This is a genomic window from Citrobacter sp. KTE30, assembly GCF_000398825.1.
Taxonomy (GTDB): domain Bacteria; phylum Pseudomonadota; class Gammaproteobacteria; order Enterobacterales; family Enterobacteriaceae; genus Citrobacter; species Citrobacter freundii.
In genome coordinates this window covers 3,266,069-3,290,267 of the sequence record NZ_KB976055.1, presented here as the reverse complement: position 1 = coordinate 3,290,267, position 24,199 = coordinate 3,266,069, and the positions used below count along the sequence as shown (strand labels likewise).

The 24,199-nt window shown below is 53.8% G+C and carries 19 protein-coding genes; 17 read left to right on the top strand and 2 right to left on the bottom strand.

What is annotated here, in order from left to right; genetic code table 11:
* The first annotated feature begins 1 nt into the window (after nucleotide 1).
* From fdx to sseB, 4 genes are all read left to right on the top strand, one after another.
* On the top strand, nucleotides 2-337 hold the full coding sequence (gene fdx / locus WC1_RS07425; protein ID WP_003037690.1) for an ISC system 2Fe-2S type ferredoxin: 336 nt from the start codon (nucleotides 2-4) through the stop codon (nucleotides 335-337).
* An 11-nt stretch (nucleotides 338-348) separates the two neighbouring features.
* Nucleotides 349-549, top strand: coding sequence for a Fe-S cluster assembly protein IscX (iscX, locus tag WC1_RS07430; RefSeq protein ID WP_003037694.1), 201 nt, complete (start codon nucleotides 349-351; stop codon nucleotides 547-549).
* A gap of 61 nt (nucleotides 550-610) precedes the next feature.
* A complete protein-coding gene (pepB, locus tag WC1_RS07435; RefSeq protein WP_016150759.1) occupies nucleotides 611-1,894 on the top strand; it encodes an aminopeptidase PepB in 1,284 nt (427 codons plus the stop codon).
* A 109-nt stretch (nucleotides 1,895-2,003) separates the two neighbouring features.
* The gene (gene sseB, locus WC1_RS07440) at nucleotides 2,004-2,780 is read left to right on the top strand and encodes an enhanced serine sensitivity protein SseB (RefSeq protein ID WP_016150758.1); all 777 of its coding nucleotides are present in this window, start codon (nucleotides 2,004-2,006) and stop codon (nucleotides 2,778-2,780) included.
* Between the two features lie 36 nt (nucleotides 2,781-2,816).
* Here the strand turns inward: sseB and timP are convergent, their stop codons facing one another.
* Nucleotides 2,817-2,933 (bottom strand): small toxic inner membrane protein TimP, encoded by a 117-nt coding sequence (gene timP, locus WC1_RS25075; RefSeq protein ID WP_242670821.1) that lies wholly within the window; start codon nucleotides 2,931-2,933, stop codon nucleotides 2,817-2,819.
* Between the two features lie 351 nt (nucleotides 2,934-3,284).
* Nucleotides 3,285-4,136: a 3-mercaptopyruvate sulfurtransferase gene (gene sseA, locus WC1_RS07445; RefSeq protein ID WP_003037701.1), complete on the bottom strand. Its 852-nt coding sequence runs from the start codon at nucleotides 4,134-4,136 to the stop codon at nucleotides 3,285-3,287.
* 206 nt (nucleotides 4,137-4,342) lie between these two features.
* Between sseA and WC1_RS07450 the strand changes: the two genes are divergently transcribed.
* From WC1_RS07450 to WC1_RS07510, 13 genes are all read left to right on the top strand, one after another.
* Nucleotides 4,343-9,277, top strand: coding sequence for an alpha-2-macroglobulin family protein (locus tag WC1_RS07450; protein WP_016150757.1), 4,935 nt, complete (start codon nucleotides 4,343-4,345; stop codon nucleotides 9,275-9,277).
* Nucleotides 9,278-11,590 carry a peptidoglycan glycosyltransferase PbpC gene (gene pbpC, locus WC1_RS07455; protein ID WP_016150756.1) on the top strand — a complete coding sequence of 771 codons (2,313 nt, stop codon included), beginning with the start codon at nucleotides 9,278-9,280 and terminating at the stop codon, nucleotides 11,588-11,590.
* Between the two features lie 148 nt (nucleotides 11,591-11,738).
* Complete coding sequence (gene ndk, locus WC1_RS07460) at nucleotides 11,739-12,170, top strand: nucleoside-diphosphate kinase (protein ID WP_003037710.1); 432 nt, start codon at nucleotides 11,739-11,741, stop codon at nucleotides 12,168-12,170.
* 290 nt (nucleotides 12,171-12,460) lie between these two features.
* The gene (locus WC1_RS07465) at nucleotides 12,461-13,627 is read left to right on the top strand and encodes a dual-specificity RNA methyltransferase RlmN (protein WP_003037713.1); all 1,167 of its coding nucleotides are present in this window, start codon (nucleotides 12,461-12,463) and stop codon (nucleotides 13,625-13,627) included.
* Between the two features lie 284 nt (nucleotides 13,628-13,911).
* Nucleotides 13,912-14,904 (top strand): cytoskeleton protein RodZ, encoded by a 993-nt coding sequence (gene rodZ, locus WC1_RS07470; RefSeq protein ID WP_016150755.1) that lies wholly within the window; start codon nucleotides 13,912-13,914, stop codon nucleotides 14,902-14,904.
* 26 nt (nucleotides 14,905-14,930) lie between these two features.
* On the top strand, nucleotides 14,931-16,049 hold the full coding sequence (gene ispG / locus WC1_RS07475; RefSeq protein ID WP_003838451.1) for a flavodoxin-dependent (E)-4-hydroxy-3-methylbut-2-enyl-diphosphate synthase: 1,119 nt from the start codon (nucleotides 14,931-14,933) through the stop codon (nucleotides 16,047-16,049).
* A 110-nt stretch (nucleotides 16,050-16,159) separates the two neighbouring features.
* Entirely contained in the window at nucleotides 16,160-17,434 is a 1,275-nt protein-coding gene (gene hisS / locus WC1_RS07480) for a histidine--tRNA ligase (RefSeq protein ID WP_003835173.1), read from the top strand.
* 13 nt (nucleotides 17,435-17,447) lie between these two features.
* Nucleotides 17,448-18,068, top strand: coding sequence for a YfgM family protein (locus tag WC1_RS07485; protein WP_003037727.1), 621 nt, complete (start codon nucleotides 17,448-17,450; stop codon nucleotides 18,066-18,068).
* 10 nt (nucleotides 18,069-18,078) lie between these two features.
* Entirely contained in the window at nucleotides 18,079-19,257 is a 1,179-nt protein-coding gene (gene bamB, locus WC1_RS07490; RefSeq protein WP_003838454.1) for an outer membrane protein assembly factor BamB, read from the top strand.
* A gap of 117 nt (nucleotides 19,258-19,374) precedes the next feature.
* Nucleotides 19,375-20,847 (top strand): ribosome biogenesis GTPase Der, encoded by a 1,473-nt coding sequence (gene der / locus WC1_RS07495; RefSeq protein ID WP_003037733.1) that lies wholly within the window; start codon nucleotides 19,375-19,377, stop codon nucleotides 20,845-20,847.
* A 300-nt stretch (nucleotides 20,848-21,147) separates the two neighbouring features.
* On the top strand, nucleotides 21,148-22,689 hold the full coding sequence (locus WC1_RS07500) for a peptide MFS transporter (RefSeq protein ID WP_003037736.1): 1,542 nt from the start codon (nucleotides 21,148-21,150) through the stop codon (nucleotides 22,687-22,689).
* A 63-nt stretch (nucleotides 22,690-22,752) separates the two neighbouring features.
* Nucleotides 22,753-23,787 (top strand): Gfo/Idh/MocA family oxidoreductase, encoded by a 1,035-nt coding sequence (locus tag WC1_RS07505; RefSeq protein ID WP_016150754.1) that lies wholly within the window; start codon nucleotides 22,753-22,755, stop codon nucleotides 23,785-23,787.
* Between the two features lie 53 nt (nucleotides 23,788-23,840).
* The gene (locus WC1_RS07510; protein ID WP_003838464.1) at nucleotides 23,841-24,059 is read left to right on the top strand and encodes a zinc ribbon domain-containing protein; all 219 of its coding nucleotides are present in this window, start codon (nucleotides 23,841-23,843) and stop codon (nucleotides 24,057-24,059) included.
* Nucleotides 24,060-24,199: the final 140 nt, after the last annotated feature.

Here is a 24,199-nt window from a genome sequence, read left to right as displayed (position 1 = left end):
TATGCCAAAGATTGTTATTTTGCCTCATCAGGATCTCTGTCCCGATGGCGCAGTTCTGGAAGCTGAGACCGGCGAAACCATTCTTGACGTTGCCCTGCGTAACGGTATCGAGATTGAACACGCCTGTGAAAAATCCTGTGCCTGCACAACCTGCCACTGCATCGTACGTGAAGGTTTTGATTCTTTGCCGGAAAGCACAGAAGAAGAAGACGACATGCTGGATAAAGCCTGGGGACTGGAGCCGGAGAGCCGTTTAAGCTGTCAGGCACGTGTCACCGAGGACGATTTAGTGGTCGAAATCCCACGTTACACAATCAATCATGCACGTGAGCATTAACAGAGGGTAGTATGGGACTGAAGTGGACCGATAGCCGTGAAATCGGCGAGGCGCTGTACGACGCGTTCCCCGATCTCGACCCCAAGACCGTTCGTTTCACCGATCTGCACCAGTGGATCTGTGACCTGGAAGAGTTCGATGATGATCCACAGGCATCGAACGAAAAAATCCTTGAGGCCATTTTGCTGGTCTGGCTGGACGAAGCCGAATAAGTCAACGGGCTGCCCACGGGTGGCCCGTTTTCCTGTATGCGCGAAAATAAGGATAAATAAAATGACAGAAGCCATGAAAATTACGCTTTCCACGCAACCCGCTGATGCCCGCTGGGGTGAAAAGGCGACATACAGCATTAATAATGATGGCATTACCCTGCACCTGAACGGAAAAGATGACCTCGGCCTTATCCAGCGCGCCGCCCGTAAAATTGACGGCCTGGGTATTAAACATGTCCAACTGGACGGTGAAGGCTGGGATACCGAACGTAGCTGGGCGTTCTGGCAGGGCTACAAAGGACCAAAAGGCACCCGCAAAGTTGAGTGGGCCGCTCTGGATGAGGCGCAGTGCAAAGAGCTGGATAACCGCCTGAAAATTATTGACTGGGTGCGCGATACCATTAACGCCCCGGCAGAAGAGCTGGGCCCGGAACAGCTGGCGCAACGCGCAGTAGACCTGCTGTGCTCTGTTGCCTGCGATAACGTCTCTTACCGCATCACTAAAGGCGAAGATCTGCGCGAGCAGAACTACATGGGATTGCATACCGTAGGTCGTGGCTCCGAACGTCCTCCGGTGCTGCTGGCGCTGGATTACAATCCAACTGGCGATAAAGAAGCCCCGGTTTATGCCTGCCTGGTGGGTAAGGGAATTACCTTTGACTCCGGCGGATACAGCATCAAGCAAAGCGCATTTATGGACTCGATGAAGTCTGATATGGGCGGCGCGGCAACGGTGACCGGCGCGCTGGCGTTCGCCATCACCCGTGGTCTGAACAAGCGCGTGAAGCTGTATCTGTGCTGCGCGGATAACCTGATCAGCGGTAACGCCTTTAAGCTCGGCGATATTATTCACTATCGCAATGGTAAAAAAGTTGAAGTGATGAATACCGATGCCGAAGGGCGTCTGGTACTGGCCGATGGACTGATTGACGCCAGCGCGCAAAAACCAGAATTGATCATTGATGCTGCGACGCTAACCGGCGCGGCGAAAACTGCGCTGGGCAACGATTACCATGCGCTGTTTAGCTTTGACGATCAACTGGCTGCCCGTCTGCTGGCAAGCGCGGCGCAAGAAAACGAGCCGTTCTGGCGTCTGCCGTTGGCAGAGTTCCACCGTAGCCAGCTGCCGTCTAACTTTGCCGAGCTGAATAATACCGGCAGTGCGGCCTATCCGGCGGGTGCTAGCACCGCGGCGGGTTTCCTGTCCCATTTCGTGGAAAACTATCAGCAAGGCTGGCTGCACATCGACTGCTCTGCAACCTATCGCAAAGCGCCAGTTGAACAGTGGTCTGCGGGCGCAACTGGTCTGGGTGTGCGCACGATTGCAAATCTGCTGATTGCCTGAACGGTGTTTTTGTAGGCCGGGTAAGCGAAGTGCCACCCGGCATTATGCCTGATAGCGACGCCGTGCGTCTTATCAGGCCTACAACCCATATACATAATTTGTGATCTCTATGTCCGAAACGAAAAACGAATTAGAAACCCTGCTGGAGCAAGCGGCGACAGAGCCTGCGCATCGTCCGGCATTTTTCCGTACTTTACTGGAGTCTACCGTCTGGGTGCCGGGTACAGCCGCAGAAGGCGAGGCGGTGGTTGAAGACAGCGCCCTCGATCTTCAGCACTGGGAAAAAGAAGACGGCACGACCGTGATCCCGTTCTTCACCTCCCTGGAAGCTCTGCAGCAGGCGGTTGAAGATGAGCAGGCGTTTGTCGTCATGCCGGTGCGTACATTGTTTGAAATGACGCTCGGCGAAACGCTGTTTCTCAACGCGAAACTGCCGACCGGCAAAGAATTTATGCCGCGTGAAATCAGCCTGCTGATGGGGGAAGAAGGGAATCCGCTCAGCACCCAGGAAGTACTGGAAGGCGGTGAATCGCTGATCCTCTCTGAAGTCGCTGAACCTCCGGCGCAGATGATTGACTCGCTGACTACGCTGTTTAAAACCATTAAGCCAGTAAAACGCGCGTTTCTCTGCTCAATCAAAGAAAGCGCGGAAGCCCAGCCGAATCTGCTGATTGGCATTGAAGCGGATGGCGATATTGAAGAGATTATTCATGCCACGGGGAGTGTTGCAACGGATACGTTACCGGGTGATGAACCGATTGATATTTGCCTGGTGAGGAAAGGTGAGAAGGGTGTGAGCCATTTTATCACTGAGCACATCGCACCGTTCTATGAACGTCGCTGGGGCGGTTTCCTGCGCGACTTTAAACAGAATCGGATTATCTGAGTGAAGGAAAGCCGCCCCGAAAGGCGGCTACCAAGCTTACTTGCTCTGGGCGCTGAGCGTCATGCGTGCAGAATTACCTGAGTAACTCTGATCACCGTGAAGACACAATGCACCAGATACAACAAGCACGATACAGAAGTATCGTATCTTCATTGCGCGGTCCATGCGAAGACCGCATCACGACAGCACCACTGGCGATAATGCCGTGATAGCAAGCACTGATGTACGCTTGCTTATACGGCCATGGGACATCCTTTCCTGAAACCAGTGCCCGCTTGCGAGGCGGCGAAAAGGGCCGGAAAAGATAATACCTCAAATAGTGAATAGTTTCGCAGCTAATTAACTTGACATTTACTCCCTTAAAAGGGACTATTTGCCCCCTGATGTACGCTTGCATTGCTATGGTGACATAGCCTGCTGGAAAGGCCGCGAACCGGACCAGCACAAAAAAACCGCTCATTTGAGCGGTTTTTTTGTGGACGAAAAAGATGAATAAATCAGATTTTATTTAGCCTCAGATGGTTCTACCGGTAAATCGTTGCGAGCACCCCACTCGCTCCATGCGCCGTCATACAATGCGACGTTAGAAACGCCCAGCGTGGCAAGCGCCAGCACCACCACGGCAGCCGTTACGCCGGAGCCGCAGCTGGCGATAATCGGGCGGTCAAAGCTCACGCCGTGACTGAAGAAAATAGCATCCAGTTCGTCGGTAGTTTTCAGCTCGCCGTCACGAACCAATTCTGTCCACGGTACATTAAGCGCACCGGGCACATGACCACGCTTCAGGCCAGGACGAGGTTCGTCAACTTCTGCGTTAAAACGCGCAGCCGGTCGCGCATCGACAATCTGTGCGGTTTTTTCATGACTGGCCAGCAGTACATCGGTAACACGCACAACAGCGCCAGGCGTAAAGGCCACGTTAAATTCACCTTCAGGTAAATCCTCATCGCCTTCCTTGAGCATTAGATCATCGCGCTTCCAGCCTGCCAGACCGCCCGCCAGAATGGAGACATTTTCGACGCCAAATGTCCGCAGCATCCACCATGCGCGTGGCGCGGAAAACAGATTACCGTCATCGTAGATAACCAGATGCTTATCCTGATCAACGCCCAGTTCGCGCATCGCAACGGCAAAAGCTTCCGGGCGCGGCATCATATGCGGTAGCGGTGAGGTATGATCGGAAAGCGCTTCAATATCAAAAAAGACTGCGCCAGGAATATGGCCCGCACGATACTCCTCGCCAACGTCGCGATCTTCCTGTCCTGGAGGTGCCATTCGGGCATCAAGAATTTGTATTTCCGGGTCGTCAATGTGTTCGGCAAGCCAGTCGGCAGCGACAAAGAAGGCGGTGGTCATAGGCATCTCCATTTTTACCAGGTTTTGGCAAATTGTCGGATGTTTACCGTAAAGCGACAAGTAAAACAGGCTGATTTGTCAGGTGAATCCACATTAATCACTAAAATTAAGACAACGTTGTTCAGTTACTGACTTCCACCGCCGGAAATCTGACGCATAATAGTTGTTCTACGTAGCTAACGGGCCACTACGGCCAGGGATGAAAAATGAAACATTTACGCGTAGCGGCCTGCATGCTGATGCTGGCACTGGTCGGGTGCGATAATAATAACGAAAAATCACCGACGGCTGCGAAGCCTGATGCGCCTGCGCCACAGACAGCGCCAGCAAAAGATAAGGCTCAATTACAAAAACTGATGCAGCAAAGCCAGGGCAAGTCGCTGACGCTGCTGGATGCCTCAGAGGTCCAGCTCGACGGTGCGGCAACGCTCGTGTTGACATTCTCCATTCCCCTCGATCCGGAACAAGATTTTTCCCGCGTCGTGCATGTTGTTGATAAAAAAAGCGGCAAAGTGGATGGTGCCTGGGAGCTGGCGCCAAATCTGAAAGAGCTACGCTTACGCCATCTTGAACCTAACCGGGAACTGGTCGTTACCATTGAGCGTGATTTGCTGGCGCTAAATAAAGCGACGTTCGCTATTGATTATGAAAAAAACATTACTACTCGCGACGTCCAGCCAAGCGTAGGGTTTGCCAGTCGCGGCTCGCTGCTGCCGGGAAAAGTGATTGAAGGGCTGCCGGTGATGGCCCTTAACGTTAACAGCGTAGATGTGAACTTCTTCCGCGTGAAGCCTGAGTCGCTCGGTGCGTTTGTCAGCCAGTGGGAATACCGCAATTCGTTGACTAACTGGGAATCTGACAATCTGCTGAAAATGGCGGAACTGGTGTATACCGGACGCTTTGACCTCAATCCTGCGCGCAACACCCGTGAGAAGCTGCTGTTGCCGCTGAGCGATATCAAGCCGTTGCAGCAAGCAGGTGTTTACATCGCGGTGATGAATCAGGCTGGACAATACAACTACAGTAATGCCGCTACGCTGTTCACGCTCAGCGATATTGGTGTGTCTGTACACCGTTACCATAATCAACTGGATGTCTTTACGCAGAGTCTGGAAAACGGCGCCGCGCAGCAGGGGATTGAGGTCACGTTACTCAATGAAAAAGGACAGACGTTGGCGCAGGCTACCAGCGACGCTCAGGGTCATGTCAAACTGGAGACTGATAAAGACGCGGCTTTATTGCTGGCCCGCAAAGACGGGCAAACCACGCTGCTGGATCTGAAGCTCCCGGCGTTGGATCTGGCTGAATTTGATATTGCCGGTGCGCCGGGATACAGCAAGCAGTTCTTTATGTTCGGCCCACGCGATCTCTATCGTCCCGGCGAAACGGTGATCCTCAACGGATTACTGCGTGACAGCGATGGCAAAACGTTGCCCGACCAACCGGTGAAGCTGGAGGTCGTGAAGCCCGACGGACAAGTGTTACGCTCGGTGGTTAGCCAACCGGAAAACGGCTTGTACCGCTTTAGCTGGCCGCTGGACACCAACGCGCCAACCGGCATGTGGCATATTCGGGCTAATACCGGTGATAACCAGTCGCGGATGTGGGATTTCCACGTCGAAGATTTTATGCCTGAGCGGATGGCGCTCAATCTCACCGCCAATAAGATCCCGGTGGCACCAACTGATGACGTGAAGTTTTCGGTAGTGGGCTACTACCTGTACGGTGCGCCCGCTAACGGCAATGCTCTGCAAGGGCAGCTTTTCCTGCGCCCGCTGCGCGAAGCGGTGCAGGCATTGCCGGGGTTCCAGTTTGGTAATATTGCCGAAGAAAATCTTTCCCGCAGCCTCGATGAAGTTCAGCTCACGCTGGATGACCACGGACGCGGCGAAGTGACCACCAACAGCCAGTGGCAGGAGACGCATTCCCCGTTACAGGTGGTTTTGCAAGCCAGTCTGCTGGAGTCAGGGGGCCGTCCGGTGACGCGTCGGGTTGAGCAAGCCATCTGGCCTGCGGATACGCTGCCGGGCATTCGTCCGCAGTTTGCAGCAAAAGCCGTCTATGACTACCGCACCGATACCACCGTGAATCAGCCTATCGTTGATGAAAACAGCAACGCCGCTTTCGACATTGTGTATGCCGATGCGCAAGGCGAGAAAAAAGCGGTGTCCGGTTTGCAGGTGCGTTTGATCCGCGAGCGACGAGATTATTACTGGAACTGGTCTGAAGGCGAGGGCTGGCAATCACAGTTCGATCAAAAGGATCTGGTTGAAGGTGAGCAGACTCTGGATCTTAAGGCCGATGAAACCGGTAAAGTCAGCTTCCCGGTTGAGTGGGGCGCCTATCGTCTGGAAGTGAAAGCTCCGAATGATGCGGTGAGCAGCGTACGCTTCTGGGCCGGTTATAGCTGGCAGGATAACAGCGACGGCAGTGGGGCTGTGCGTCCCGATCGCGTGACGCTGAAACTGGACAAACCCAGCTATCGTCCCGGTGATACCATGAAGCTGCACGTTGCCGCTCCCGCTGCTGGCAAAGGTTATGCGATGGTGGAATCCAGCGAAGGCCCGCTGTGGTGGCAAGAAATAGACGTACCGGCGGATGGTCTCGATATCTCCATCCCAATCGATAAAACCTGGAATCGCCACGATTTGTATCTTAGTGCGCTGGTGGTTCGTCCTGGCGACAAGTCCCGTTCGGCAACGCCAAAACGGGCGGTCGGTTTACTGCATTTGCCGTTAGGTGACGAAAACCGTCGTCTGGCGCTGGCGCTGGAAAACCCGGCGAAAATACGTCCAAACCAGCCGTTGACCGTCAAGATTAAAGCCAGCGTCAAAAATGGCGACGTACCAAAACAGGTTAACGTGCTGGTCTCTGCCGTTGATAGCGGGGTGCTAAACATTACCGATTACGCCACGCCGGATCCGTGGCAGGCGTTTTTCGGGCAAAAACGCTATGGCGCGGATATTTATGATATTTACGGCCAGGTGATCGAAGGGCAAGGACGCCTGGCGGCGCTGCGCTTTGGTGGTGATGGCGATGAATTAAAACGCGGCGGTAAGCCACCGGTTAATCACGTCAATATTGTGGCGCAACAGGCGCTGCCGGTCACGCTTAACGATCAGGGCGAAGGTACGGTGACGTTACCTATCGGTGATTTCAACGGCGAGCTGCGGGTAATGGCGCAGGCCTGGACGACGGATGACTTTGGCAGCAGCGAAAGCAAAGTGATTGTCGCCGCACCAGTAATTGCTGAGCTGAATATGCCGCGCTTTCTGGCGGGGGGAGATACGTCGCGCCTGACGCTGGACGTGACTAACCTGACTGACAAACCGCAAACGCTGAATATTAAGCTCGCGGCCAATGGTTTACTGGAGCTGATGGGGCAAGATCCCGCACCGGTAAATCTGGCGCCAGGCGTAAGGACTACGCTGTTTATTCCGGTGCGCGCGCGGGAAGGGTTTGGCGATGGCGAAATTCAGGCAGAAATTAGCGGTCTGACTTTACCGGGTGAAACGCTGCCTGTTCAGCATAAACAGTGGAAGATTGGCGTGCGTCCGGCGTTCCCGGCGCAAACCGTTAATAATGGTGTCGCACTTCAGCCGGGCGCGACCTGGCAGCTTCCGGGCGAAGAACTGACCAATTTCTCCCCTGTGACGATGCAAGGGCAACTGCTGTTCAGCGGTAAGCCGCCGCTAAACCTGGCGCGCTATATCCGCGAACTGAAAGCGTACCCTTACGGTTGTCTGGAGCAAACGGCGAGCGGGTTGTTCCCATCCTTATACACCAACGCAACGCAATTGAAGGCGTTAGGTATTGTGGGCGACAGCGATGAAAAACGTCGCGCGGCAGTTGATATTGGGATTTCCCGTTTAGTGCAGATGCAGCGTGATAACGGCGGTTTTGCGCTGTGGGATAAAAACGGCTCGGAAGAGTACTGGCTGACCGCGTATGTCATGGATTTCCTCGTCCGGGCAAATGAACAGGGCTACAGTGTCCCGGTAGAGGTGATTAACCGGGGCAACGAGCGGCTACTGCGCTATTTGCAGGATCCGGGCATGATGTCGATTCGCTATACCGACGACTCTTCAGCAAGCCGGTTTGCCGTACAAGCCTACGCCGCGTTGGTTCTGGCACATCAGCAAAAAGCTCCGCTCGGCGCATTGCGTGAGATCTGGGAGCGTCGTGCGCAAGCAGCCTCTGGTTTACCGCTGTTACAACTGGGGATCGCGCTGAAAAATATGGGCGATGCCAATCGCAGTGAACAGGCGTTGACGCTGGCCCTGAATACACCGCGCCGCGATACGCAACAGTGGATGGCGGATTACGGCAGTGCCTTACGGGATAACGCGTTGATGCTGGCCTTGCTCGAAGAGAACAAGATCAAACCTGACGTGCAGAATACGCTGCTGAACACGTTGTCAGAACAGGCCTTTGGACAGCGCTGGCTCTCGACTCAGGAAAATAATGCGTTGTTCCTTGCCGCGCGTACGTTACAGGATTTGCCTGGTACGTGGCAGGCGCAAACGTCACTCTCGGAACAACCATTAGCAGGGGATAAATCGCTAACCCGCAATCTGGATGCCGATGCGCTGTCTACGCTGAGCGTCACCAATACCGGTAATCTACCGCTGTGGTTGCGTCTGGATGTGAGTGGTTATCCACAAACCGCACCGACGCCTGCCAGCAACGTTCTGCATATTGAGCGGCAAATCCTGGGAATTGACGGAAATAGCAAATCGCTGGATTCGCTGCGTAGCGGCGAACTGGTGCTGGTCTGGCTGGAGGTAAAAGCCAGCCAGAACGTGCCGGATGCGCTGGTGGTCGATTTACTGCCAGCAGGACTGGAACTGGAAAACCAGAATCTGGCCAACGGCAGTGCCAGCCTGCAGGATAGCGGCAGCGAAGTGGCGAATCTGCTCAATCAGATGCAGCAGGCAGATATCCAGCACGTTGAGTTCCGTGACGATCGCTTTGTCGCCGCGGTGGCGGTCAACGAAGGACAACCGGTTACGCTGGTGTATCTGGCGCGGGCGGTAACGCCGGGGACCTACCGGGTTCCTGTCCCGCAGGTGGAATCAATGTATATTCCGCAGTGGCGCGCGACCGGTGCGACAGAGGGACTTTTGATTGTCAGACCGTAAATGATACGCGGGTTGGGTAAACGCGGCTGCTGGCTCTGGCTGGCAGCCGTTGCACTATTGTTTGTGGCGGCGGTTTGGGCGGCAGATAAAATCTGGCCGCTGCCGCTGCACGAAGTCGATCCGGCGCGGGTCGTGGTGGCGCATGATGGTACGCCGCTGTGGCGCTTTGCCGATGCGGATGGTATCTGGCGGTATCCGGTAACGATTGATGAGGTGTCGCCCCGCTACCTTGAGGCGTTAATTAACTACGAAGACCGCTGGTTCTGGAAGCATCCCGGCGTCAATCCGTTTTCAGTACTGCGCGCGGCATGGCAAGACCTCTCCTCTGGGCGTGTGGTTTCTGGCGGCAGTACGCTCACCATGCAGGTCGCACGATTACTCGATCCCCATCCGCGCACCTTTGGCGGCAAGTTTCGCCAGCTCTGGCGCGCATTGCAGCTGGAATGGCATCTGTCCAAGCGCGACATCCTGACGCTGTATCTTAACCGTGCGCCGTTTGGCGGTACGCTGCAGGGCGTGGGGGCGGCCAGCTGGGCTTATCTTGGTAAATCACCCGTGCAATTGAGTTACTCCGATGCCGCGCTGCTGGCTGTTTTGCCACAGGCACCGAGCCGTCTGCGTCCGGATCGCTGGCCGGACCGTGCTGAAGCGGCGCGTAATAAAGTGCTCGAACGTATGGCGACCCAGGGCATTTGGCCTGCCAGACAGGTGCAGGAGTCGCGTGAAGAACCGGTCTGGCTGGCGCCCCGGCAAATGCCGCAGTTAGCACCGTTATTCTCGCGCATGATGTTGGGAAAAAGCCGAAGCGATAAAATCGTGACTACCCTTGATGCCGGATTGCAGCGTCAACTGGAAGAGCTGGCGCAAAACTGGAAGGGGCGCTTACCTGCGCGCAGTTCGCTGGCGATGATCGTGGTCGATCACACCGATATGAGCGTGCGTGGCTGGGTGGGGTCGGTAGATATGAATGACGACTCTCGTTTTGGTCATGTGGATATGGTGAATGCGATCCGTTCGCCTGGCTCGGTGCTGAAGCCGTTTGTTTATGGCCTGGCGCTGGATGACGGACTCATCCATCCCGCTTCGTTATTGCAGGATGTCCCGCGGCGAACCGGGGACTATCGACCGGGGAATTTTGACAGCGGTTTTCATGGCCCGGTGAGCATGAGCGAAGCGCTGGTGCGCTCGCTGAATTTACCCGCCGTGCAGGTACTCGAAGCCTATGGCCCGAAGCGTTTTGCCGCATCGTTACGTAACGTCGGCTTACCGCTGTATCTGCCCGCAGGGGCTACGCCGAATCTGTCGCTGATTTTAGGTGGCGCGGGGGCAAGGTTGGAAGATATGGCCGCAGCGTACAGCGCCTTTGCCCGCCAGGGAAAAGCGGGAAAACTGCGTCTGCAGCCGGGTGACCCACTACTGGAACGTCCGTTGATGTCGGCGGGCGCGGCGTGGATTATTCGCCGCATTATGGCTGACGAAGCGCAACCGCTGCCGGATAACGCGCTGAGCAGAGTGGTCCCTCTGGCGTGGAAAACGGGTACCAGCTATGGCTATCGCGATGCCTGGGCGATTGGCGTTAATGCGCGTTATGTGATCGGTATCTGGACCGGCAGGCCCGATGGTACGCCAGTGGTGGGGCAGTTTGGTTTCGCCAGTGCCGTGCCGTTGCTCAATCAGGTCAACAATCTTTTGCTCTCTCGCGGGACAAATCAGCCGGAAGATCCACGCCCTGAATCCGTGAGTCGTGGTGTGGTGTGCTGGCCGGGCGGGCAATCTCTTGCCTCCGGTGACAGCAACTGCCGTCGCCGTCTGGCAACCTGGTTACTGGATGGCAGTCAGCCGCCAACGTTATTATTGCCCGAGCAGGAAGGGGTTAATGGCATTCGTTTTCCTGTCTGGCTGGATGATGAAGGCAAACGTGTGGCGGCGGATTGCCCGCAGGCGCACGAGCAAACGTTAATCGTTTGGCCGTTGCCGCTGGAGCCATGGCTACCGGAATCAGAACGTCGTGGGGCGAGATTACCGCCAGTTTCTGCCACATGTCCGCCGCTGGGACAAGACGCTTCGCAGCCGTTGCAGTTGACAGGCATTCGTGATGGCGCGATTGTGAAGCGTTTACCCGGTTCTGCTCAAGCCTCATTGCCGGTGCAAACCAGCGGTGGGAGCGGTGAACGCTGGTGGTTTCTTAACGGTGAAAGGCTGGATGAACGCGGACGTCGTCTTACGTTACGGCTGGCGACTAAAGGGGATTATCAACTGCTGGTGATGGATGATGCAGGCCAGGTAGCGACGGTGAGATTTTCGATGCAGTAGACCAGTTAGTGACTGTTTGTTGCTAAAATTCATCTTATTTTAAAGAAATGTTACCTTCATCAATAGTCAATTGCCGGGATGCTCTTTATAATCCGCGCCAGGTCGTACATCTATATAGACAACAACAGAACACATTACAGAGGTTATCATGGCTATTGAACGTACTTTTTCCATCATCAAACCAAACGCGGTGGCAAAAAACGTTATTGGGAGCATCTTTGCGCGCTTTGAAGCAGCAGGGTTCAAAATCGTCGGGACTAAAATGCTGCACCTGACCGTTGAGCAGGCGCGTGGTTTCTATGCTGAGCACGATGGCAAACCGTTCTTTGACGGTCTGGTTGAATTCATGACCTCTGGTCCGATCGTTGTTTCTGTTCTGGAAAGCGAAAATGCCGTACAGCGTCATCGCGATCTGCTGGGCGCAACCAACCCAGCGAATGCGCTGGCCGGTACTCTGCGTGCAGACTATGCTGACAGCTTCACCGAGAACGGTACTCACGGTTCCGACTCCGTTGAGTCAGCGGCGCGCGAAATCGCCTATTTCTTTGGTGAAGGTGAGGTTTGCCCGCGCACTCGCTAATCTCCTGCGCCTTTCACGTCGCAGATGCGTTGGCTGCATTCGTTTACCCCGGTCACATAGTTTTCTATGCTCCCGGGGATGCTCGAACTTGCCGCCTTCCTGCGACGCGAAATCCTTTGGAGATGAATTAGCGATTTACATATTATTTTCGCTAATGCTTCGTGCAAACGTGGCATCCCTGCGCCAGACTTTGTACAATGCAACGCCCCGGAAGAGCAGATCGCTTGCCGGGGCGTTTCTTTTTAACCCTCCACGGGCCACAACGTGTAACAACGAGGCCGGAAAAAAATATGTCTGAATTAGTTAACACCTCTGAAGTCGTCATTCCTGCGGTTCCAAATAAAAATGGAAAAATTAACCTGCTGGATCTGAACCGTCAGCAAATGCGCGAATTCTTCAAAGAGATGGGCGAAAAACCATTTCGTGCCGATCAGGTCATGAAGTGGATGTACCACTATTGCAGCGACAACTTTGATGACATGACTGACATCAATAAGGTGCTGCGTAACAAGCTGAAAGAAGTGGCTGAAATTCGCGCCCCGGAAGTGGTGGAAGAGCAGCGTTCTTCTGACGGTACGATCAAATGGGCTATCGCTGTTGGCGATCAGCGCGTTGAAACGGTGTATATCCCGGAAGACGATCGTGCGACCCTGTGTGTTTCTTCACAGGTCGGTTGCGCATTAGAGTGTAAATTCTGCTCTACGGCGCAACAGGGCTTTAACCGTAACCTGCGGGTATCGGAGATCATTGGCCAGGTCTGGCGCGCGGCGAAAATCGTCGGCGCGGTCAAAGCAACGGGCGTGCGTCCTATCACCAACGTGGTGATGATGGGGATGGGTGAGCCGCTGCTCAACCTGACCAACGTAGTGCCGGCGATGGAAATCATGCTGGATGACTTCGGTTTTGGGTTGTCCAAGCGTCGCGTCACGCTCTCCACCTCGGGCGTTGTCCCTGCGCTGGATAAGCTGGGTGATATGATTGACGTCGCGCTGGCGATTTCTCTGCATGCGCCGAACGATGAAATTCGTGACGAAATTGTACCGATCAACAAAAAGTACAATATCGAAACATTCCTTGGCGCGGTTCGTCGTTATCTGGAGAAATCCAACGCTAACCAGGGCCGTGTGACCATTGAGTATGTGATGTTAGATCACATCAATGATGGCACTGAACACGCGCATCAGCTGGCAGAACTGCTGAAAGATACGCCGTGTAAGATCAACCTGATCCCGTGGAACCCGTTCCCGGGCGCGCCGTATGGCCGTAGTTCTAACAGCCGTATCGATCGTTTCTCCAAAGTGTTGATGAGCTATGGTTTCACCACCATTGTGCGTAAAACACGTGGCGATGACATCGATGCAGCCTGTGGTCAGTTGGCGGGCGACGTTATCGACCGTACCAAGCGTACTTTGCGTAAGCGTATGCAGGGCGACGCTATCGACATTAAGACCGTTTGATGTTGGCGCACTACGGTATAATTCTTGTACCGTAGTGCAACGTAAGCCATATGAGGTTTTTTGTTGTCGTCGTCAGGTCAATAATAACGGTGCGTTTTTGTCGACTTTAAGGCAGTATGTAACGGCGTAACAAGTGTTTAGCCCTCAGGTTTACGCCGTTTTGTCATTGATAGTCTGACCGTTTTATACTGTCTGACGAAGGTTAACTGACCAGATGTTTCGCGGTGTGGGTGAGCATTGTGGCTCGCCGGCATCAGAACCCAAATATTACGCAGCTGTAGCGAATGAATACTGAAGCCACGCACGACAAAAATGAAACACTATCCACCGGCATTCGTCTGCGCAATGCCCGTGAACAACTCGGATTCAGCCAGCAGGCAGTCGCGGAGCGACTTTGCCTGAAGGTCTCCACGGTACGCGATATTGAAGAAGATAAGGCGCCAGCCGATCTTGCTTCAACATTCCTGCGCGGGTATATCCGTTCTTATGCGCGTCTGGTGCATATTCCTGAAGAAGAACTGTTGCCAGGGCTGGAAAAACAGGCTCCGATTCGTCCTGCCAAAGTCGCACCGATGCAGAGCTTCTCGCTCGGTAAGCGTCGTAAGAAACGCGACGGCTGGTTAATGACCTTTACCTGGCTGGTACTGTTTGTCGTTGTCGGACTGACTGGCGCCTGGTGGTGGCAGAACCATAAAGCGCAGCAGGAAGAGATCACCACCATGGCCGATCAATCCTCCGCTGAGTTGAATGCCGGTAAAGAGGGTGCGCAGAATGTACCGCTAGATACCAGCGCTGCAGCAAGCCCGGATACCACGTCGGCTGTTGAAAATGGCGCGGTAACGGATTCAGCGCCAGCGCAACAAGATACCGCAGCGGCTCAGGCCCCGGCAGTTGATGCGCAACAAAACGCCGTCGTTGCCCCTTCTCAGGCTAACGTCGATACTGCAACCACAGCGCCAGCTACCGCGGCACCGCTGCCGACCGATCAGGCAGGTGTGACTACACCTGCAGCCGATCCTAACGCGCTGGTGATGAACTTTACCGCCGATTGCTGGCTGGAAGTCACCGATGCGACCGGTAAAAAACTGTTCAGCGGGATGCAGCGTAAAGATGGCAATCTGAATTTGACCGGTCAGGCACCGTACAAACTGAAGATTGGTGCTCCGGCGGCAGTGCAGATTCAGTTCCAGGGTAAACCTGTCGATCTGAGTCGTTTTATCAGAACTAACCAGGTTGCGCGTCTGACCGTTAATGCCGAACAATCACCGGCTCAGTAACAGACGGCAATGCGGGAGATTTTTTAATGCATAACCAGGCTCCAATTCAACGTAGAAAATCGACACGCATTTACGTTGGGAACGTGCCGATCGGCGATGGTGCGCCCATCGCCGTACAGTCTATGACTAATACGCGTACCACGGACGTGGAAGCGACGGTTAATCAGATTAAAGCGCTGGAACGCGTAGGCGCAGACATTGTTCGTGTCTCTGTACCGACAATGGATGCCGCAGAAGCGTTCAGGCTTATCAAACAGCAGGTTAACGTCCCGCTGGTTGCCGATATACACTTCGACTATCGTATCGCACTGAAGGTGGCGGAATACGGCGTTGATTGCCTGCGTATTAACCCAGGTAATATCGGCAGTGAAGAGCGTATTCGCATGGTGGTGGATTGCGCTCGTGATAAAAATATTCCTATCCGTATCGGCGTCAACGCCGGATCGCTGGAAAAAGATCTGCAGGAAAAATACGGTGAACCGACGCCTCAGGCGCTGCTGGAATCCGCGATGCGCCACGTGGATCACCTCGATCGTCTGAACTTCGATCAATTCAAAGTTAGTGTTAAAGCGTCTGACGTTTTCCTCGCCGTAGAATCCTATCGCCTGCTGGCGAAACAGATCGATCAACCGTTGCATCTGGGGATCACCGAAGCTGGTGGCCTGCGTAGTGGTTCGGTGAAGTCCGCGATCGGCCTTGGCCTGCTGTTATCTGAAGGGATCGGCGATACGCTGCGTGTTTCTCTGGCGGCCGATCCGGTGGAAGAGATCAAAGTTGGTTTCGATATCCTGAAATCGCTGCGCATTCGCGCGCGCGGGATCAACTTCATCGCTTGCCCAACCTGTTCGCGTCAGGAGTTTGACGTTATCGGTACGGTTAACGCGCTGGAGCAACGCCTGGAGGATATCATTACGCCAATGGACGTTTCGATCATCGGCTGCGTAGTAAACGGCCCTGGTGAAGCGCTGGTTTCTACGCTGGGCGTGACGGGCGGTAACAAGAAAAGCGGCCTGTATGAAGACGGCGTGCGTAAGGACAGACTCGATAACGACGACATGATTACGCAGCTTGAAGCCCGCATTCGTGCCAAAGCAAGTATTCTGGACGAAGCGCGTCGTATCGACGTGCAGCAGCTTGAAAAATAACAACGTGATGGGAAGCGGCATGCTTCCCGTGTATGATTGAACCCGCATGGCGCCCGCATTGTTCGGGTTAGCGCTGAGGGTTCATTTTTATATTCATAAAGAGAATAAACGTGGCAAAAAACATTCAAGCCATTCGCGGCATGAACGATTATCTGCCTGGCGAAACCGCCATCTGGCAGCGCATTGAAGGCACTCTTAAAAACGTGCTCGGCAGCTACGGTTACAGTGAAATCCGCTTGCCGATTGTAGAGCAGACCCCGTTATTCAAACGCGCGATCGGTGAAGTCACCGACGTGGTTGAAAAAGAGATGTATACCTTTGAGGACCGTAATGGCGACAGCCTGACGTTGCGTCCTGAAGGGACTGCGGGCTGCGTACGCGCCGGCATCGAACATGGTCTCCTGTACAATCAGGAACAGCGTCTGTGGTATATCGGGCCGATGTTCCGCCACGAACGTCCGCAGAAAGGACGCTATCGTCAATTCCATCAGCTGGGTGTCGAAGTGTTTGGCCTGCAAGGCCCGGACATCGATGCGGAACTGATTATGCTGACCGCTCGCTGGTGGCGCGCGCTGGGTATTTCTCAGCATGTCAGCCTGGAGCTGAACTCGATCGGTTCGCTTGAAGCCCGCGCTAACTACCGTGATGCGCTGGTTGCCTACCTGGAACTGCACAAAGAGAAACTGGACGAAGACTGCAAGCGCCGTATGTACACCAACCCGCTGCGCGTTCTCGACTCCAAAAACCCGGAAGTGCAGGCGCTGCTCAACGACGCGCCTGCACTGGGCGACTATCTGGATGACGACTCGCGCGAGCACTTCGCGGGCTTGTGCAAACTGCTGGAGTCCGCAGGCATTGCTTACACCGTCAATCAGCGTCTGGTTCGTGGTCTTGATTACTACAACCGCACCGTATTTGAGTGGGTCACCAGCAGCCTGGGCTCTCAGGGTACCGTGTGTGCCGGTGGTCGTTACGACGGTCTGGTAGAGCAACTTGGCGGTCGTGCAACGCCTGCCGTGGGCTTTGCTATGGGTCTGGAACGACTTGTTTTGTTAGTTCAGGCAGTTAATCCGGAATTTAACGCAGATCCTGTTGTCGATATATACCTGGTCGCTTCAGGGGCGGACACGCAGTCGGCAGCAATGACGCTTGCAGAACGTCTGCGCGATGAAGTTCCTGGTGTGAAACTGATGACAAACCACGGTGGCGGCAACTTTAAGAAACAGTTTGCCCGTGCCGATAAGTGGGGCGCCCGCGTTGCACTGGTACTGGGCGAGTCCGAAGTGGCTGACGGTACTGTTGTAGTGAAGGATTTGCGCTCTGGTGAGCAAACGGCAGTAGCGCAGGATAGCGTTGCCGCGCATTTGCGCACTTTACTGGGCTAAGGAGAAGGACAGCGTGGAAATTTACGAGAACGAACACGACCAGGTTGATGCGGTAAAACGCTTCTTTGCTGAAAACGGCAAGGCGCTGGCTGTTGGGATCATTTTAGGGGTTGGCGCGCTGGTTGGTTGGCGTTACTGGACCAGCCATCAGACGGAGTCCGCACGCTCTGCTTCTCTGGCGTATCAAAATACGGTAACTGCGGTTAGCGCGGGTAAACCGGACAGCATTCCTGCCGCTGAGAAATTTGCTGCAGAGAATAAAAATACCTATGGCGCGCTGGCTTCACTGGAACTGGCGCAGCAGTTTGTTGACCAAAATGAACTTGAGAAAGCCGCAAGCCAACTGCAACAAGGCTTGGCTGCGACCAGCGATGAAAATCTCAAAGCAGTGATAAACCTGCGTCTGGCTCGTGTTCAGGTTCAGCTTAAACAGGCTGATACCGCGCTGAAAACACTCGAAACCATTAAAGGTGAAGGGTGGGCGGCCATTGTTGCCGATCTGCGTGGTGAAGCGTTGTTGAGTAAAGGCGACAAACAAGGTGCGCGTAGCGCATGGGAAGCGGGTGTGAAAAGCGATGCCTCTCCTGCTCTGAGCGAAATGATGCAGATGAAAATCAATAATTTGTCCATCTGAGAGGGACCCGATGCAATTGCGTAAATTACTTCTGCCAGGGCTGCTTTCCGTTACCCTATTGAGCGGCTGTTCACTGTTTAGTGGCGAAGAAGATGTCGTTAAGATGTCCCCATTACCGGTGGTTGAAAACCAGTTTACTCCGTCTACGGAATGGAGCACCTCTGTAGGAAACGGTATTGGTGATTTCTATTCCAATCTTCATCCTGCGCTGGCGGATAACGTTGTCTATGCTGCCTCTCGCGCTGGTGTAGTTAAAGCGTTGAACGCAGGCGACGGCAAAGAAGTCTGGTCTGTGAATCTGGGTGAGAAAGATGGCTGGTTCTCCCGTGCATCTGCACAGCTTTCTGGCGGTGTAACCGTGGCCGGCGGTCATGTTTATATCGGCAGTGAAAAAGCACAGGTTTATGCGCTGAACACCAGTGACGGTACTACCGCATGGCAGACGAAAGTCGCTGGTGAAGCGCTGTCTCGTCCTGTTGTGAGCGATGGCGTGGTATTGATCCACACCAGCAACGGTCAGTTGCAGGCCTTAAACGAAGCCGACGGCGCCATCAAATGGACCGTTAACCTCGACATGCCTTCTCTGTCTCTACGTGGCGAATCCGCTCCGGCAACCGCCTTTGGCGCAGCTATTGTTGGCGGTGATAACGGTCGCGTAAGCGCCGTGCTTATGCAGCAGGGCCAGATGATTTGGCAGCAGCGTATCTCTCAGGCGACAGGCCCAACGGAAATCGATCGTCTGAGCGACGTTGATACCACGCCGGTTATCGTCAATGGCGTTGTTTACGCGCTGGCTTATAATGGTAACCTGACGGCGTTGGATCTGCGCAGTGGTCAGATCATGTGGAAACGCGAACTGGGCTCGGTGAATGATTTCATCGTCGACGGTAACCGTATCTACCTGGTTGACCAGAACGATCGCGTGCTGGCACTGACCACCGATGGCGGCGTGACGCTGTGGACGCAAAGCGATCTGCTGCACCGTCTGCTGACGTCCCCGGTATTGTATAACGGCAATCTGGTCGTCGGTGATAGCGAAGGCTACCTGCACTGGATTAACGTTGACGATGGCCGTTTTGTTGCCCAGCAGAAAGTTGACAGCTCAGGTTTCCTGACCGAGCCGGTCTCTGCTGATGGTAAACTGCTGATCCAGGCGAAAGACGGTACGCTGTACTCTATTACGCGTTAATCGTCGCGGCCGCTCGCTTTGAAAAACGGCTCCTGGTGCAGGGGCCGTTTTACTGTTTTTAACAACGGAGCAAAAATGTGCCCGTTGTCTGATGATTTTTTAAATGAGGCTTTAAACATGGTACCTGTGGTCGCGCTTGTCGGGCGCCCTAACGTTGGCAAATCCACGTTATTTAACCGTCTAACTCGCACCCGAGATGCGCTGGTTGCGGATTTCCCGGGTCTGACTCGTGACCGTAAGTACGGTCGTGCGGAAATTGAAGGCCGCGAGTTTATCTGTATTGATACCGGCGGTATTGATGGCACCGAAGACGGTGTTGAAACCCGTATGGCGGAACAGTCGCTGTTGGCTATCGAAGAAGCGGACGTTGTGCTGTTCATGGTGGACGCGCGTGCTGGCCTGATGCCAGCGGATGCAGCTATTGCGAAACATCTGCGCTCGCGCCAGAAACCGACGTTCCTGGTAGCCAACAAAACTGACGGACTCGATCCTGACCAGGCGGTTGTTGATTTCTACTCTCTGGGTCTGGGTGAAATTTATCCGATCGCGGCGTCCCATGGTCGTGGCGTTCTCAGCCTGCTGGAGCATGTTCTGCTGCCGTGGATGGATGACGTTGCTCCGCAGGAAGAAGTCGACGAAGACGCGGAATACTGGGCGCAGCTGGAAGCCAAAGAAAATGGCGAAGAAGAGCCTGAAGATGATTTCAATCCGCAGGATTTGCCGATCAAACTGGCGATCGTGGGTCGCCCGAACGTAGGTAAGTCCACACTTACTAACCGTATTCTTGGCGAAGATCGTGTGGTGGTTTACGACATGCCGGGGACCACGCGTGACAGTATTTATATTCCGATGCAGCGCGATGAGCGCGAATATGTGCTTATCGATACCGCGGGCGTGCGTAAGCGCGGCAAAATTACCGAAGCGGTAGAAAAATTCTCAGTTATCAAAACGCTGCAGGCGATTGAAGATGCCAACGTGGTGATGCTGGTGATTGACGCGCGCGAAGGGATTTCCGATCAGGACCTGTCGCTGCTGGGCTTTATCCTCAACAGTGGGCGCTCACTTGTTATCGTTGTGAACAAGTGGGATGGTCTGACGCAGGAAGTAAAAGAGCAGGTCAAAGAGACGCTGGACTTCCGTCTGGGCTTTATTGATTTTGCACGCGTACACTTTATCTCTGCGCTGCACGGCAGCGGTGTGGGTAATCTGTTTGAATCGGTCCGTGAAGCGTATGACAGCTCCACCCGTCGCGTGAGCACCGCGATGCTGACGCGCATCATGACCATGGCAGTAGAAGATCATCAGCCGCCACTGGTGCGTGGTCGTCGTGTGAAGCTGAAATACGCCCACGCGGGCGGTTATAACCCGCCAATTGTGGTGATTCACGGTAACCAGGTCAAAGACCTGCCGGATTCCTACAAGCGTTATCTGATGAACTATTTCCGCAAATCTCTGGACGTAATGGGGACGCCGATCCGTATTCAGTTCAAAGAAGGGGAAAACCCGTTTGCCAACAAACGCAATACGCTGACTCCGACTCAGATGCGTAAACGTAAGCGTTTGATTAAACACATTAAAAAAAGCAAGTAATCGTTGCTGATGCAGATGAAAACCCGCGCTTGTCGCGGGTTTTTTTTCGTTATTCCAACGTCAACCTCAGCCCGCGCAATGTCAATCACTATTCGTTTTTTACCAAGTTTAAATCTAAGAAAGTAGACAATTGTCGAGTTTTCATCTTAAAGTCCCCCGGTTGGTACTAGACAAAACTACTGCCAGGTTATCAAATGGTTAAATAAATCTTCGCCGCATGTAAAAAATCGACCAGCTACGTAACTGGTCGGCGTACATCGCGGTGTTTACACGCACGACGACATAACTTTCGGGAGAATTATGCAATCCTCTGTTAATCAAAAAGAAAGCCGAACTTTCTTCGGTCACCCTTATCCGCTCGGCTCATTGTTCTTTACTGAGATGTGGGAGCGTTTTTCGTTTTATGGCATTCGTCCGTTACTGATCCTGTTTATGGCGGCTACCGTTTATGACGGTGGCATGGGACTGGCGCGTGAAAATGCCTCGGCGATTGTCGGTATCTTTGCCGGTACCATGTATCTTGCTGCGCTGCCAGGTGGCTGGCTGGCGGATAACTGGCTTGGTCAGCAAAAAGCGGTGTGGTATGGCTCCATCCTGATAGCACTTGGTCACCTGTCGATTGCACTCTCGGCCATCATGGGTGACAACCTGTTTTTTATTGGCCTGATGTTCATTGTGCTCGGTTCTGGCCTGTTCAAAACCTGTATCTCGGTGATGGTGGGTACGCTGTATAAAAAAGGCGATGCGCGCCGTGACGGCGGTTTCTCGCTGTTCTACATGGGTATCAACCTGGGTTCCTTCATCGCGCCATTGATCTCCGGCTGGCTGATTAAAACTCACGGCTGGCACTGGGGTTTTGGTATCGGTGGTATCGGAATGTTGGTGGCATTGCTCATCTTCCGTATCTTTGCCGTTCCGGCGATGAAACGCTACGATAGCGAAGTGGGCCTGGACTCGACCTGGAACAGCCCGGTTGTGAAACGTAATGGTGTGGGCGCGTGGCTGCTGGCGCTGGCAGTTGGTGTAGCAATTGTTGTTACCCTGATTGCGCAGGGAGTGATTGTGATTAACCCGGTCGCGGTTGCCAGCATGCTGGTGTACGTGATTGCCGCGTCAGTTGCGCTTTACTTTATCTATCTGTTCGTCTTTGCGGGGCTGAACCGTAAAGAACGCGCCAGGCTGCTGGTTTGCTTTATCCTGCTGGTTTCCGCTGCGTTCTTCTGGTCTGCCTTTGAGCAGAAACCTACCTCGTTCAACCTGTTCGCCAACGACTACACTAACCGTATGATCGGCGATTTTGAAATCCCGGCAGTATGGTTCCAGTCGATTAACGCTTTGTTCATCATTCTGCTGGCCCCGGTATTCAGCTGGGCGTGGCCAAAACTGGCGAGCATGAATATTCGCCCAAGCAGTATCACCAAGTTTGTCATCGGCATTCTCTGCGCAGCGGCGGGCTTTGGCGTGATGATGCTGGCGGCGCAAGACGTGCTGGCAAATGGTGGCGCGGGTGTTTCTCCATTCTGGCTGGTAGGCAGTATCCTGATGCTTACGCTCGGCGAGCTGTGTCTGAGCCCAATTGGTCTGGCGACCATGACGCTGTTGGCACCGGAAAGAATGCGTGGACAGATGATGGGTCTGTGGTTCTGCGCCAGTGCGCTGGGTAACCTGGCCGCGGGTCTGATTGGTGGTCATGTGAAGGCCGACCAGCTTGATATGCTGCCAGATCTCTTCGCGCGCTGCTCGATTGCGCTGCTTATCTGCGCCGCGGTACTGATCGTTCTCATTGTTCCGATTCGTCGCATGCTGGAGAATACACAGACTAAACCGGCAACTAGCGCCTGATAGCACCTCGATGATGCCGGGGCAGACGTTATGCCCCGGTAATTCAACTTTTGAGGTGAGAACATGCTGTTAGGGTTTGTTGGGCTGGGCGCAGTCGTTGAAACGGCATACTTGCCCGCATTACGTAGCCTCTTCGGTGATTCATTACGCTGTGTGGGGTTTGATGTTCAACCCACAAAACAGCCAGCAGGCGTGACGCGTTGTACGTCGCTCGAAGAGCTGCTTACTCAGCCTCTTGATACCCTGTTCATCACGACCGCATCCTTGCATCACCTTGAGGTGCTTGAACAGGCCCTGGCCTCTCCCATCGCACGTATCGTGGTTGAAAAACCTATTGTCGCCACGCTCTCCCAAATTGAAAAACTGAAAATGCTGCTGGCTCAACCAGGAGCCGCCGATCGTGTACTGGCACTCGACCACTGGATGGCGCGCATCGAAACGGTGAAACGAGGGTTGGTCAGCACTTTTGCCGAGATTGTGAAAATCGAAGGTTTTTTGCAGGAGCCAAGTGGATTTAACGCTGCAGGGGAGCCGATAGCGCTTAACTTTGCCACCGGTGAACCGGACACGCGTGAACTTCGCCACCCGGATGGCGTGATTCTGGATATCGGTACGCACGTGTTAGCAATGCTGCGGGAAACGGTACGGTATCTGGGAGGGAATAATGAGATGGTGCTGCGGTTAGTGAGTGCTAAAGACCGTCTGGGACGTGATATCCCCCAGAGTGACCTGACCACGGCAGAAGGCGAGGCGCATCTTCAGGGGCAGATTAGCGGCATTCCACTGGATATCTGGCTCAACAAATATGCGGGGCCAGCTGGTGGGCAAAAAGGTCTGCGGCTTTATCTGCGTGACGGACGTATTATCAGCCATGACCGACGCGGTACAGAAGATGTACTGGAAGTGATTGACGGCGAGGTGGTACAACGCTGGAGCATTACTGGTACGATTTACGCCCATTGTCTCGCTGAGCAAATTCTGGGAGCGCAAAGTTTGTTTGAACGTTGTCCGCAGGAGGTGAGCCAAACGACACTGCGCAGGCTGGAAGAAGTGGAGTGCCTGTTAACATTGCAGCAGCAGTTACGTGGGCCACATTAAGCGCATGGTGTTAAAATAAAAGCAGCAATACATTTTCTGTATAAGGACACGATATGTCGATTACCTGCCCGGATTGTCATGCAGAGCTGGAGCCGCAAAATGGTGTGGCGCACTGCGAGCATTGTCACAAAGATATTCAACTGGAAGCGCGTTGTCCGGAATGCCATCTGCCACTGCAAGTATTAAAAGCCTGCGGAGCGGTGGATTATTTCTGTCAGAACGGCCATGGCCTTATTTCGAAGAAACGCGTGGAATATAATGTCATAATATAAATTATATTATGAATAATTTTTGCTGATTAATATTTATTATGAATGCTAATCAGCTTTAATCATTATTATTACAAATATTTTATCTTGCTTTGATAATCTGGCTGATTTTTTAGGATTATATTTAGGTTATAAAGGCATTC